Here is a 13,821-nt window from a genome sequence, read left to right on the forward strand (position 1 = left end):
CCGCCGTGGTCTACTTCAACAGCATCGAAACCGACCAGCAGGCGCAGGCAGTAGCTTAAACATCCTCGAAAACTGTCCAAGGATCGGGGAGTAGCTCATACCACAGATCGCCTCGATGTCTGGATTTCAGAAAAAGACCTTGTTTATCTGATCTTGCGTCAATATACGGATCGGCGGAGACGTGGCCGAGTGGTCGAAGGCACACCCCTGCTAAGGGTGCAGGCCCGGAAGGGTCTCGAGGGTTCGAATCCCTTCGTCTCCGCCACTTGGCCTTCAAAGCATTGAACGCCAACGTTATTTTCAAGGATTATCTGGTCGAACCCGCTCCTGCTACAGCACACTGCTACAGCGGGGGCCAGGGATGGGCACCACATCACGACTCGTCAGACGCGGAGCAGTGTTCTACTTCCGCATGAGCGTTCCGCGCCGCCTCGTTGCCCGAGTCGGGCGCAGCGAACTCTCCTTGTCGTTGCGGACTGGCTGCCGTTACGCTGCCACCCAGAAGTGCCGGGCGCTCTCGATTACGCTCGACCGATACTTTCTGGGGCTTGAGCGGATGACGAAGACCACGATTGAGCAGATCAACGATCAGCTCCGGCGCTATTTTCAGACTTGCCTGAACCGCAATGAGGAAATTGCGACGATCTACCCCAGCGACCCGGTCTTCGATATCTACGCTGAGGCTGAGGGACTGTCAGAGCGTGTTAAAGGATACCGGGAACAGCTCCGCAGTCGGGTATACGCTGAAGACATTCAGGACGAGGCCAGAGAGCTGCTGGAGGGCATCCCGGCCAGCGCGTCTACCTCCGGGCTGGATGCGTTGCACCACGCTTGCAGAGGCGTCCTGCGCGCCCGCATAGATAGCGCGCAACATCTTGTGGCCGAACTGACGGGAGAGCCGCAAGCGCCTCGTGACGCCATGTTCCTGGGGATCACAGCGGATGATCTGCCCTTGCCGCCGGGCGAAGTGGCGGCCCCCATGCAATCGGCACCCGTCTCAGCCCTCGCTGCTGTCGAAGACAGTGTCGAGCAAATCAGCGTCACGGAGTTGGTCGAGCGCTTTCAAAAGGCCAAGAGCAAGGGAAAGTGGTCCGTCAAGACCGCCAGCGATCTCGGTTACACCATGCAAATCGTCTTCTCGGTCATACAGCCCGAGATGCCGATCACGTCGATCACGGACAAACATGTACGTGCTTTGCGGGATTTGATCGTAAGCCTGCCTCCCAATGCCCAAAAGAGCAAGGAAGCTGCGGGGGAGACCCTGCTCGCGCTGGCCGAGGCGAACACCGGAGGGGCGACGCTGAGCTACGCCACGCAGGAGAAGCGGCTACGCTTCTTCAAGACGATGCTCGGCTGGGCTGTTGATGAAGGCTATCTGGCGAAAATCCCGGGGGCCAAAGTTAAGGTTGAACGGCCCGAGCGGGATGCGGGGGACGACCGCGCTCCGTATTCGCAGGACCAATTAGGCAAGATCTTCCGGTCGCCCGTCTACACTGGGCGTAAGAGCGAGGCGCATTCCAATACCGCCGGAACCCTGTTGTTGCGTGACGGCAAGTTCTGGGTCCCCTTGATCGCGCTGTATTCGGGGATGCGGCTCGGGGAGATCGTTCAGCTGCTCAGGGCTGACATAAAGCAGGAGAATGGGGTCTGGTTCTTCGACAATGCCAAAACGCCGGGGATAAGCAAGCAGCTCAAGACCAATTCGTCGATCAGGCAAGTGCCGATCCACAAGCACCTGATCGAAGCCGGTTTTCTCAGATACGTCGACGGTGTGAAATCGGGGGAGCGCTTGTTCCCAGAGCTTAAATCGGGGAATGACGGATATTTCAGCACCAATTTTTCAAAATGGTGGACACGCTACGCGAAGGATTGCGGTTTCTACGATAAACGAACCGCCTTTCACAGCTTCCGCCACAGCTTCATCGACGCGATGCGCGCGGTAGAAGCCCCTGCATATGCGATTGAGGCCGTGGTAGGCCACAAGAACGACTCGATCAACGCACGCTATGGCTCCGGTGTGAAACTGGCCCATATGCGAGAACTTGTTGATCAGATTTCGTATGATTTGCCTGAGCTGGATGCCCTGAGAATGGCATGATGACCCGGATCTGACGGCCAGAGACAAATCGACCCGAGAGACATATTGAGAGAATTGCTCCTGAAACGTTAACTTCTTCGCCTGCGCGGATTTTTGCATTTGTCACTCGTTCTCTACAGACCCATTTGCGCCTGAGAGACATGTGCTGTTACCCGCCTGTCGTCGCCGCATCCAAAATTTGCCCCGATGTCCATTAAGGCATTATAAAATATAACTATATTGTCGACCTGTCCGCATTTTCCTTCCCTGCGCCCCGGTCCTGCATACGTTATATGAGGGCACAATGGACCTGCTCCCCTTCGCTCAAGGAGGAGCTGAATGTCCCAGATCGACCAATTGGAACGCTTTCGCGAAGCGCTTGCCCATGCCGCCGCGAAAGGGGGTATACCCCCCCGTCCAACCCCCATTAGCATCACTATATGGCAGGCCATGAGCCTGCTGCAGAAAGCTGTCAGGCGCGGGCGGCTCGAACTGGCTTTGCAAGCCGCATCGACGCTGCTTGAGATAGCACCGGATCGGTTCTGGCGGCGCGCGGGGATCACGCTTTCGAGGATATCGGTGTTGCAGACCTGCCAACGGTAGGCATTGTCACCGTGGCGCTGGAGGGGAAGCGGTTTCGGCAGCGTCTTGGCGGTGAATGGGTGGTTGCGGCGGCCATCACTATCCGCATGGTCGCCTGCCCAAAGAACCGCGCTGCCGACGATCTCTTTTGCGTACTCGAAAGCTGGCCGGGATTGTCTGATAATCGTAAGAGACTGGCCCATCTGCCCGCTCCCCGGTTGCGACTGATTGCGCTCACGACCGATCTCTTGCCTCTGCGCGCATTGGCACTGCGGATGATCATCATGGATCGCCGTCTTGATCTTCCACGCAGGGGAAGCGCTGATTTGGGTCTCGACCTGCTTGATGAGCTTGGTGTCGCCCCGACTACTCTTGCTATCGCCCGCGAGGGCTATCGTCGAACGGGCGAAATGCTTGCGCCGCTGGTTGCGCTGCTCTCGCTGGAAAACGGTTTGCGCGATGAGATCCGAGACGATCTGCTCCCGCCAGAAAAGATGATCGGTCCTCTTCCGGGCTGGGCACTGGACATGTTTACGCGGGAGGGACGAGCGGCATTGGCGAAAATTCTCCAGAACGACGCAGGCATCAGGCAGTGGTCGTGCGACACGCTTCCTGTTGCCGGAAGGGTAGAAATGTTGGCTCAGGCGCTGTTTCGTGTCGAAAGCGGGATGTGCGCACAGAGGAAGGACGGCCCGGTCGGCCAAATGCTCCGCGAGATGATGGAGCTTGAGTGTATGGGTCTTGCCCCAGATCAGTCTGCCACGCTTCTCGGCCTCGTCAGTGCCGCCATCCCCCGGCTGAATATTGTCCGAACTGAAGTGATGGGAGGACAGCCCAATGCATGATCTGGTTCTAACCCCGGATAATCTTCAATTATCACGGGCCAACATGAGCCGGACGGAAAGTGGAGAAACAGAACAATTTGCAATTAATTGCACAAACGATTTGTTCCATTCTGGCTCCCCGATCCAATTGACCGAGGCTGCCAGCGACCTGCTGGCCCATGCCATAGCGCCGAACACCGAGCGGGCCTATCACAGCGATCTGCGCCATTTCAGGGACTGGGGCGGGGTGCTGCCCGCGCCCCCGGCGATGATCTGCGCCTATGTCGGGGACCATGCCGGTCACCTTGCTGTGGCAACGATCCTGCGCCGGATTGCCACCCTGTCGAAAGCGCATTCTGCGGCGCGGTTGCCGAACCCCTGCCAGACCGAAATCGTCAGGACAACCCTGCGCGGGCTGAAACGGAAACATCGCGCGGCCCAGAAGCAGGCGAAACCGCTGCTGCGGGATGACCTGTTCCTCGTCCTCGACCGGATAGGCGATGGCTTACGGGACCGGCGCGACCGCGCCCTGCTGCTTCTGGGTTTCGCGGGTGGGTTCCGCCGTTCGGAACTCGTGACGCTGGAACGCGGCGATATGGAAATCACCCGGCAGGGGCTGATCGCCACCATCCGCCGCAGCAAGACCGATCAGGACGGCGCGGGGCGGCGCATCGGCATTCCCCACGGTCGCACCCGCCATTGCCCAGTAGTGGCGGTCGAGGCATGGCTGACAGTCTCGGGGATCGACGCAGGCCCCTTGTTCCGCCCGATCACCCGACATGGCCATGTCGTCCCCGAGGCCCTGACCGGCGATGCCGTCTCGGCCCTGCTGAGGGAACGGTTGGACGCGGCCGGGATAGACCCCAAAGGCTACTCCGGCCACAGCCTCCGCGCAGGCTTCGCCACCAGCGCGGCACAGGCGGGGGTCTCCACCCTGAAAATCCGCGCCCAGACCGGCCATGCGTCGGACGCCATGCTGGCCCGGTATGTGCGAGAGGGGGAACTGTTCACAGGGAACGCGGCGGGAGCGCTGCTGTAGAGATGGGCGGGAAGCAGTCATTCGCTGCCTTCGACACAAACGACGTCAATGGGTGGAAGTTGTGGGCCAAAAGCCATTCAACCAGATCGCGATCAATCTACCGCTGGTTTTCCATTTAACCAGCTAACCCATGCACGCAGGAATTCTCTAAACTGCGGTATAGACACCCGCAACGTTTCCACTGAGTTTAGTTTGATCGGTCTTCCGCAATCGTCACGATCAAATCGACCGCTTACGAAAACAAAGAATTTCGCTGGTCTGTGTCGTGCGGTTCTACCATCAGCGTCCAAGTAAACGACTCCGCCGTGAGCCATTGAGTTCCGGAGGATTGATGACCATTGGCTTCCCGGGAGTGTTGAAGCCGCGACAACTGCATCTGGCCTCGCCAGCTCTATGGCAATCTCGTCTGGGAATCCATCACTGATGTTTATCGGCTCGGCGAGTTGGGCGCGGAAGTAGGACCAAGCTCCGGCCAGGAAGAATGGTGCGTTCTGTATTTTCTGATTACCAAGGCAAACATGCATTCGTTCTGAGAGTTTTGGGTCCAGGTTGCGATCATCGATGTAGCCATCGAACCTTGCACCATTGCGACGCTCAATCCGCTCAATCGGCAGGTTGACGATCGGTATTGCCATGGATAGCAGGAAGGTCGCTGTAAGGGGGCCAAGTTCCTCCTCATGATCTGGAAATACCTGTTCAGCATTCGCCCAGATTGCGTCAAGAAGCTTTAGGCATCGTGACGGCAACTCCACTCCATAATGATCTGGGCTACCCATGGCTTGGCTCCTGATATGGTTCAGATGATGATCTACTACGTCCTTTCAGCCCATTGTAGATTTCTGGGTTGAAACTTTGCCCCACATATCACAACTGAAACGTGAAGTCCTGCACAAGGGGTGGTAGCCTTACGATGGCTGGGCAACATATTTAGTTGGGTAGAAACCGTTTGGAGGAGAGTATGCGCTTCGTTGCGGGTGGCCCTACAATCCCGGATCAACTCCTGGAGGCCAGAGATGCCGGGCAGGTGGTTTTCCTCTGTGGTGCGGGTGTTTCGATACCAGCGGGGATGCCGACATTCGTCGGGTTGGCCCAGCATGTCATCGATCAGCTTAGCCCACCAGCATCATCCAGTGCGGTTCGGGCCTTTGCACCATGGCGAGACTACACTGATGGGCCCAAGCAACCGTTGGATGAAGTCTTCAATCTCCTGGTCCAAGAGTTCGGACGAGAGCCTGTAGTCAGGCTGGTTGCCGAGCGGTTGATGTCACCACCGACCAGGTCTGGTCCAAGCCTCCACCATGATGTGATCACAAGACTATCTGCCGATCAAACCGGTGTTCCCAGGATCGTGACAACGAATTTTGACCATCTTTTCGATGCTTCCGCATCAGGGCGGGGGGGAAGCATCCATGAACCACGCTCTTTACCGGTCCTCCGCCAAGGAGCATCGTTGTCCGGGGTGACTTACCTTCATGGGCGGCTTTCTACACAGGGGGGTGGGCAACCCGATCTGGTTCTGACCAGTTCCGATTTTGGTGACGCCTACCTGCGGACCGCGTCGGCCACGGAATTCATCCGTGAACTCCTGACCCGGTATATCGTGGTTATGGTCGGCTACCAGGCCGAAGACCCGCCAATGAAATATCTGCTTCAAGGGTTTGTCAAAGACGGGAACCCAGATCGATCCAGGCTGTTCGCGTTTGATCGGGGGACTCCCGATGAGGTCTATGAAAAGTGGAAGGATCGACCCGTTACAGCGATCCCATACCCGGGCCAAGGTCACGATCATAGTTCCCTCTGGGATACCCTCACCGCATGGGCTGTGCGGGCAGACGACCCTCGAAGCTGGCGATCATCAGTTGTTGAGATGGCCCGACGTGGCCCACGGGAGCTTGAGGCCCATCAGCGTGGTATGGTTGCCCACCTGGTCAGAACCCAACCCGGGGCGAAACTGTTTGCCAACGCTGAACCACCGGTCACCCCGGAATGGTTGTGTGTGTTCGACTCAGCATGTCGAACAGCAAAACCATCATCGAGCTTTGGGGAAAATGCTGAGACCTTTGACCCGCTCATCGTCTACGGCCTCGATGACGACCCACCACGTAAACCAGAGACGGGCCCGAAGTCTCCTATTGCCCATGATGATCTGCTCATCTGGAGGCCAGGTGATGAAAATCCACCAGACCAGCATCGTCTGGGTGGAACCGTCGTCACCGGATACGAACAACTCCCCCCACGGTTGGATGCTCTGGGGCGTTGGATCGGGAAGAACGCTGACAGCCCAATTGTGGCGTGGTGGGCTTCACGGTGGTCCGGACTACACCCGCAACTACTCCGGAATCTAACCCACGAAGTTCGTAAATCCGACAATCTGACGGATGATGCTAGGCGGCTCTGGAATATCATTCTGGAAGTTCTAAACGGGAAGAATACCGGTCCCCACGACATGGGGTGGTATGACCTACGTGAGCGGGTCAAGCGGGAGGGTTGGACCCTCAACGTCCTGAGGGACTACGAGCAGGTCACCAAGCCGAGGTTCAAGGTTGATGTTCCTCTGGGACTTGGTCGAGCAAAGCCGCCGTTTGGTGCTTGGTCCGAGACGTCGTCCAAGGATGTGGCAAGGGTCGATGTGGTATTCCCCAGCCATCATGGCGATCCACTGACCATACCGGATTCAGTCGTTTCAGAGGTATGGCTCAGTGCCCAGCAGAATGCGATCCACGCCTCCCGCATGCTGGCGGAACTAAACACCAGGTGGTTCGAGACTCCAACCTGCTACCCGACCCGGGATGTCGATGGCGATGGTGATCGCCACCTTGACGAGTCCGCGATGTTCTTTTCGTCCATGCTGGACCTGCTTGGCCGATTGGCGTCAATGAATCCTGGGCTCATCAAGTCATACAGCGAGACATGGCCCACGCCAGACCGGTTCTTCTTCGACAAACTCCGGCTGTTCATCTGGAATAACCCTAAGGTGTTCACCGCATCAGAGGTTGCAAAGCATCTCATCGAGATGCATCCGGGCTCCTTCTGGAACTTCGACCTAAGGCGCGAAATGCTGTTTTTGCTGCATGACCGCTGGAACGGTTTTGGTCCCGATGAACGTGGAAAAATCGTCGAACGTTTGTTGGGTGGCCCAAATAGGGCTGAAAATGAATCGGATGAGGACTACAAGTCTAACCGGCCAGAGATTGCAGCGCGTTACCTTGGTTGGATAAGCAGCCAAGGTTGTGAGTTTCTACCCCACTACCAGGAAAAGCTTGAAGCTTTGAAACTGTCGATATCCAACTGGATGGATGGATGTGCTACCACTGTGGTAGCACTCCGAACATCCAAGGTTCGATGGGTTGGGACCGATGAAGACCCAACATCACTAACTGGATTGCCCATTGGTGAGATCGTTCCAGCGGCGATCAAACATTCAACACGAGAATGGGAAAGCTTCACGGAACGCCGTCCATTCCAAGGCTTGGTGAAAAGTCACCCAGGCCGTGCATTGGCCGCCTTGGCATATGCAGCAAAGCGGGGTCAGTTTTCGACCAGTCTTTGGTCTGCATTGATCAGTAACTGGCTTGATGGAGCCAAGCCGCGATTGACCAGGCTTTTCTGCCATCGCATTTCTCGGCTTCCATCGAACATTATGGTGGAGATGCACCATACCCTTGGAAACTGGCTCCGTGACAAATACCCCGGACTTCATGGTCACGAACCGGATTTGGCCGAAATGGTATTTGATCGATTTGTGGGCGGACTGGTTTCCAGTGGCAGCGATGGCACCGAGAGCGGTATGGGAACCGTGACGGTTGGTGGGGTCCCGGTTGAACGTTCGAGGCGGACGTTGGATCACGCGATCAATGGGCCAATTGGCCAGGCCACCGAGGGGCTTTGGTCTGTCTTGACCACGGGCAAGTTCGAGAAGGGCTCAGGGCTGCCCGCATGGTTTACCACAAGGATGGAACGATTGCTGGCTGCACCCGGAGAGGGTTCTGACCATGCCATTTGTATCCTGACCCAGTTCACCAGTTGGTTACATTACGTCGATCCCCAATGGACAACTGATCGCGTGATCCCGTGGTTCAACCTTGCGCATCCGGCATCAGAGCCCGCCTGGAACGGTATCCTATGGTCCGATAACATGCCGACACCGGAAGTATGGATGCTCATCAAACCGGCCTTCCTCGGGCTATTCCCTCATATCTACCAATGGGATTGGGGAGGCCGAACGGCGAAACGTGCTCACGACTGGGTGGTCCTTGCCGCTGCCTTTGCATCCGATGAGATCGATGGGATCACGTTCTCCCACGCGAGAGATGCTCTTCGAAACATGGATGATGCTGGCCGCGAACATGTCATTCACTTCATCGGACGTGTGGGAAAGGAGAACGACGATGGCTGGAACAGTTTTGCTCTTCCGTTCATCCAGAACTCATGGCCACAAGAGGTGAAATTTCAGACTGAGTCGGCATCACGGGCCTGGGTATCAATGTTGGACGATGCGGGTTCGGCCTTCCCGGCGGTGCTGAGGGTGGTCCGTCCGTTTCTGGTGCCAATAAGGGGTGCTCACCATTGGCTGTTCGGCTTTACTAGGGAATTGGGTGGAGACGAGCCCCTGTCCCTGCGCTTCCCATCGGAAACTTTGGACATGTTGAGTTGCATCATCGCGGACGAACCCAGAGATGCTCCCTACGATCTTTCACAGGTGCTGGATACCATTGTGGAGGCCGACCCGTCACTGGTGGCAGATGCACGGTTCAGGAGGTTGGCCGACATCGTGGCACGGCGGTGAAGCCATTTCGACACCTATCATTTTCGACATGTCTTGCTGGAGTAAAATTGTGATGGACGACATTTCGAGCCCGACTTTCAAATCACACCGTGATTATCATCATTTCCGACGAGAGGTCGTAACCTGCCGTCGATACATCGGGTCTCCAGCAACGGCTGAATTCCTACAGGCTGTTGCAGCCACCTGTCATGTTCGCGAAAGGGTCCTTGAGCCGGGAATCGGTCTTGTGCGCGCCCAAGTGGCACATGGGATGAGACCGATCTATCAGACCCTCGATGATGATCAAGAGATCCATATCGACGACGTCGAGTGTTCGGCGAGCAAATTACGCATGCTGCCTTTGCGTGACCGGGCTACCGACGGTCGCGTGAATCCGCGCGGCATACCCTGCCTCTATATGGCGACAAATGATGCGACAGCCATATCTGAAGTGAGACCCGCGATCGGCGCATACGTAACAGTTGCGGTTATGAAATGCCTACGCGAATTGAAGGTGATCGATTGCAGCATTCACTCTGATAAGCAGTTCTTCTACTTTAAAGAGCCAGAACGACCCAAAATAGAGGAAGCTGTATGGTCGGATATCGATAAGGCATTTTCAGCACCTGTAGATAGATCCGATGACGCAGCGGAATATGCTCCCACGCAAATCCTTGCCGAATTGTTTCGATCCCTTGGTTACGACGGCGTAGCCTACAAAAGCGCATTCGGAGAGGACGGATACAATGTCGCGATCTTCAATATTGACGATTTCCAAGTTTGGAAATGTCAGCTGTTCAAGATCAAAGATATCTCGCACAAATACGAGCCATTACCCGACTGACCTTCGCAAACGGAAGCCTGATAGGGTGCCTATCTCCAGGTGACGAACGACAGTTTCTAAGGATTGAACTACAAACCCTGAATGTCCGCAAAGGGCCGAACCGAGCATTAATACCTCCCACCATGAAGACGTACCTTCAAATCACCCCATCGCTGACAGAACTCGTAGACCTTGGTCTCGATATCTTTACTGGGGTTTAGCACAAAGAATGTCCTTGGGCTGTAGGCGGTGGCGCGCACTGCCAAGCCTGAGCCTCCTACCTCCTCCAGCCAATGAGCAACCTCTTCGTCATGGCCACCTCGCCTACGAGTGTTGTGATGGTAGATTACAGCGCATCTGCCTTTGGCCAACCTTTGAACCTCTGTCAGAGGCATTTGCTTGCCGAATTTCGCGCGACCCTTTCGCCAGTCCCCGTCATCGATGATGCCATTGTCGGGGTCTGCAAATACCAGATCGCAAGATGATAGATCATCTATCACACGATTGAACCAAGCGTTGCGCCAGTCACGCCGTTCACGGGGCGATATCATACTGCTGTCCACGATCTCATTAGATGAAGTGACACCCGGTAGCGTTGGCAGTAACGATTTGATGGAGCGTGTCTCGCTCGTAATACTCTGTAGATGGCGGAACAGAGCCGCGTCCAGATGCTCATACCGATGTGGCTTGTTGAGATAGGTGATGTGCCGACCATCTCCGTTGTGATCCTCATCCGGGTACCTGTACCAAGCGACGCCCAACTGCCGCCCAGATGAAAGGGCTCTCAGCAGGCCGAGCTTTACGAAATCTCCAACATCTCCGGCGTAACGGTCCTGCACTCGGTCTCCCTATTCCTTTTGCGCCTTTTATCTAGTCCCAAGGTAATATCGGTTGGCGGTCGCGTTGGCCATCGTCTCAAATTTTCCGAGCAATTTCACGAATGAACGGTTCGGGGAGGCTGCACCGCAGCGAGGTTGAACCTGGCGAATACCCGGAGAGGACCGAGAGTCCCGCGAGGTTCGCTCAGATCAGAAATGAAGGCGGGTTTAAACAGAATTCTTTAAGCCGTACCGACTTATTAATAATTTCGCTTAACGAGACTGCTATACCGTCGACTTCTTTATCGTTCCATTTGACGGCATCTTTTCTTGGCACAGGCAGCCGCCCCCATTTTTCGGCATCTGGCGTGGTATACCCGACACTCACTGCAGCACTAAGCCACGCCCCTTCCAAGTTAGTCGCCTCTTGGGCGGTTTCTCCTTTGCTAGGTCTGCGTTCTGAAAACTCCAGTAGAACAGCTTGTACCGGAGCGGCACGCTGATCTGCCCAGACGAAAAATGCATCTGAACCGAGTCCGGGTCTGGAGCGTTTTGTATGTTCAGAAAACCGTCTCATCACCGACTTCGATTGGCCAACGTAGCAAGCCTTTTCTAGTCCGGCCCGTGCTATCAGAGCATAGATCCAGATGCCCGGTTGTTCGATCTCTAAGCTCTTGGTCAAAAAATCGACTTCTATCTGAAAACCCCTATCGATCCCCGATCTCACAATCAAAATCGCTCGGCCTCCTTTCGAGGTTCTAGTGGTCGTACGTGCCTCCCACCCTCGCCTCCACAGATACTGTTCAAGCGATGCAAAATTGGATACCGAACCCGTATCTATTTTTTGCTGAAGTAGTCGTTTTTCCTCTGAAATCAGCATACTGTCGGATCCCTATCTGCTCTCGTAACTCACGCTTTTGGTAACATAGCCTCGTGGGGCCGCGGAGACCATCAATGACCTCCTTTTTGTCTTCTGACGCGCGGTCGGCTGCGCCACACCTGAGCAACCAGTTTTAGGAATGCCGCACTGGCGCTTGACGGTCCGCTATGGGCCGAACCGGCACGGGAGGCATGACAGACGTTCTACCTATACAGGCGTCTTCTTTCCCGGCCGCTTCTGGCGCGGGAGCGCCAGTGCCTCAACCTGCGTCACCACCGTAGCAAGCTGATCGTCAGGCAGACTCGACGCCGCCACGGTCAGCCGTTCAACGAGCCTGCTCCGCTTGTCTGTCGTTGCGGTATCTGTCAGGCCGAGGAGGTAGTCGGCGGATGTTCCAAGGGTCCGGGCGATCTTCACCAGCGTGGCAAGGTCGGGTTCGCGCTGGTCATTCGCGTAGTTGGCATAGCGCCGCTCGTCCAGACCACACAGGCGGGCGGCCTCGGCATTCGAAATACCGAGCTGCGCAGCCCGCTCCTTAAGTTTCTTGGCAAAAATGTCCATGCCGAACGTTTTGTTCGGTTTTATCCCTTCACTCCACGCACATCATGGGTACGATAACACGGTACGAAATGTTCTGGATGGAGCCATGACCACCGTTACTGACAAGACCGATTTTTCGAAGATCCTAGGGGAAGGGGAGATCGTTCGCTTCACCATCCGATGGTCGAAGACCTATCTTTTCTGGATGAACCTGCTCGCAGCACTGTTTTATCTCATGGCATTCGGAGGCCTTGCAGAGCCTTCCACGCGCGGAGCGGGTCTGGGGTTCCTGGGTTTCGCAATCTTCATCAGCGTCATGGCCCACCAGGCATGGCGAATGCGACTGGTGATCATCACCGATCAACGGCTGGTGTTCTGGGCGGGCCTTACGAATTCGATCACAGCGATCCCGCTCAACAAGATCGAGAGTGTTGAACGTTCTCCCGGCCTCGTCCTGGTCAGGGCTGGTAGCTTGCTCAATACCCTTCGATTATCGGTGCCTGATGCGCCCGCTTTGGAAAGCGCTATCGAGGCGGCCCGGGCGGGTATACCCCATCGAGAGGCTGCTGCCGCTCCGGTAGATGAGCTTGCTGTTCAGACAGATAAGACGACAGATACTCTGAAAGAGGCGTTTACCCGACAGAGTGAGCCTCCAAATAAGCTTCTTGCGTTCGTCCTTTTGGGGTTAGCTGGCGGTAGCATTGGATACTGCGTGGCGGGGGGATCGCCGTCCCAAACGACAAGCGTGATGGATGGGCTGACCGAGCCCTCCTCGGCTTCCGCCAAGATCACACCATCGTCGAATAAGCGAGCTAACCCATCTTCAGCCCCACTCGTCCCCATCAACACCCTCGTGCCCGAGAAGATCGATACTGGATTTCTAGCGGAGTGTTGGCGGGATTCGGTTCGGGGGACGCCTGCGTGGCTGGAAACCGGCGACCTGAACGGGGATATCCTTGCACGCTATATCGGCCGGGGAGGAGTAAATGTTCGCGTTGAGGTTGTCGGCAACCGTATAAACACGCAAACGCTGGAGCTTGTCGGTACGACGCATCCCGGATCGTCAGAGACGATTACCTATATCCGCTCGCACCTCTCCGAAGGTTTGACACAGCGGGACGCCGAAGAAATCTACCAGACCGCTGTCCGCGCCCTGACCAACTGTGGAACGAACGAAATTCCGCAACCGAATGGGGTCGTTTTGCTCACTTTCGATCCCGGCAGAAATGACATACCCGTCCAACCGGCAGGAGTTGCCAGCCAGGCAGCGCGACCAGTCCCTGCGGCAGGCGGACCGATACCGGATGTCATGGACACTGATCCGCTGATGCTCTGTTGGATGCGAGACATCAGAGGGGCAAAGAAGTGGAAAGTTGAGCTACTCCCCGATCCTTGGACAGTTTTCGAGGATGTTTAAGCTACTGCCTGCGCCTGCTGGTCGGTTTCGATGCTGTTGAAGTAGACCACGGCGGG

At 56.2% G+C, this 13,821-nt stretch carries 10 protein-coding genes and 1 tRNA gene; 8 read left to right on the forward strand and 3 right to left on the reverse strand.

The window, feature by feature from the left end; translation table 11 throughout:
- Positions 1-175: 175 nt before the first annotated feature.
- The 5 genes from XINFAN_RS09660 (at position 176) to XINFAN_RS09680 (ending at position 4,522) form a co-directional block, all read left to right on the forward strand.
- Positions 176-265: transfer RNA gene (locus XINFAN_RS09660), tRNA-Ser, on the forward strand.
- Between the two features lie 96 nt (positions 266-361).
- The gene (locus XINFAN_RS09665; protein WP_124086295.1) at positions 362-2,098 is read left to right on the forward strand and encodes a site-specific integrase; all 1,737 of its coding nucleotides are present in this window, start codon (positions 362-364) and stop codon (positions 2,096-2,098) included.
- Positions 2,099-2,416: 318 nt separating this feature from the next.
- Entirely contained in the window at positions 2,417-2,680 is a 264-nt protein-coding gene (locus XINFAN_RS09670) for a hypothetical protein (protein WP_124086296.1), read from the forward strand.
- 11 nt (positions 2,681-2,691) lie between these two features.
- Entirely contained in the window at positions 2,692-3,504 is an 813-nt protein-coding gene (locus tag XINFAN_RS09675; RefSeq protein ID WP_124086297.1) for a hypothetical protein, read from the forward strand.
- 127 nt (positions 3,505-3,631) lie between these two features.
- The gene (locus XINFAN_RS09680) at positions 3,632-4,522 is read left to right on the forward strand and encodes a site-specific integrase (RefSeq protein ID WP_233352180.1); all 891 of its coding nucleotides are present in this window, start codon (positions 3,632-3,634) and stop codon (positions 4,520-4,522) included.
- A gap of 92 nt (positions 4,523-4,614) precedes the next feature.
- On the opposite strand, the gene XINFAN_RS09685 is transcribed toward XINFAN_RS09680, so the two are convergent.
- On the reverse strand, positions 4,615-5,298 hold the full coding sequence (locus tag XINFAN_RS09685; protein WP_124086299.1) for a hypothetical protein: 684 nt from the start codon (positions 5,296-5,298) through the stop codon (positions 4,615-4,617).
- A 485-nt stretch (positions 5,299-5,783) separates the two neighbouring features.
- On the opposite strand from XINFAN_RS09685, the gene XINFAN_RS09690 reads away from it, so the two are divergent.
- Together XINFAN_RS09690 and XINFAN_RS09695 are read left to right on the forward strand one after the other, a co-directional pair.
- Complete coding sequence (locus XINFAN_RS09690; RefSeq protein WP_233352181.1) at positions 5,784-9,308, forward strand: SIR2 family protein; 3,525 nt, start codon at positions 5,784-5,786, stop codon at positions 9,306-9,308.
- Positions 9,309-9,360: 52 nt separating this feature from the next.
- Entirely contained in the window at positions 9,361-10,131 is a 771-nt protein-coding gene (locus tag XINFAN_RS09695) for an RES family NAD+ phosphorylase (RefSeq protein WP_199286392.1), read from the forward strand.
- 1,002 nt (positions 10,132-11,133) lie between these two features.
- On the opposite strand, the gene XINFAN_RS09705 is transcribed toward XINFAN_RS09695, so the two are convergent.
- Positions 11,134-11,808 (reverse strand): hypothetical protein, encoded by a 675-nt coding sequence (locus XINFAN_RS09705; RefSeq protein WP_124086302.1) that lies wholly within the window; start codon positions 11,806-11,808, stop codon positions 11,134-11,136.
- A gap of 207 nt (positions 11,809-12,015) precedes the next feature.
- Entirely contained in the window at positions 12,016-12,369 is a 354-nt protein-coding gene (locus XINFAN_RS09710) for a helix-turn-helix domain-containing protein (protein WP_124086303.1), read from the reverse strand.
- Between the two features lie 85 nt (positions 12,370-12,454).
- On the opposite strand from XINFAN_RS09710, the gene XINFAN_RS09715 reads away from it, so the two are divergent.
- Positions 12,455-13,765 (forward strand): YdbT family protein, encoded by a 1,311-nt coding sequence (locus XINFAN_RS09715; RefSeq protein ID WP_124086304.1) that lies wholly within the window; start codon positions 12,455-12,457, stop codon positions 13,763-13,765.
- Positions 13,766-13,821 lie beyond the last annotated feature (56 nt).

This window comes from Pseudogemmobacter humi, assembly GCF_900609055.1.
GTDB lineage: Bacteria > Pseudomonadota > Alphaproteobacteria > Rhodobacterales > Rhodobacteraceae > Pseudogemmobacter > Pseudogemmobacter humi.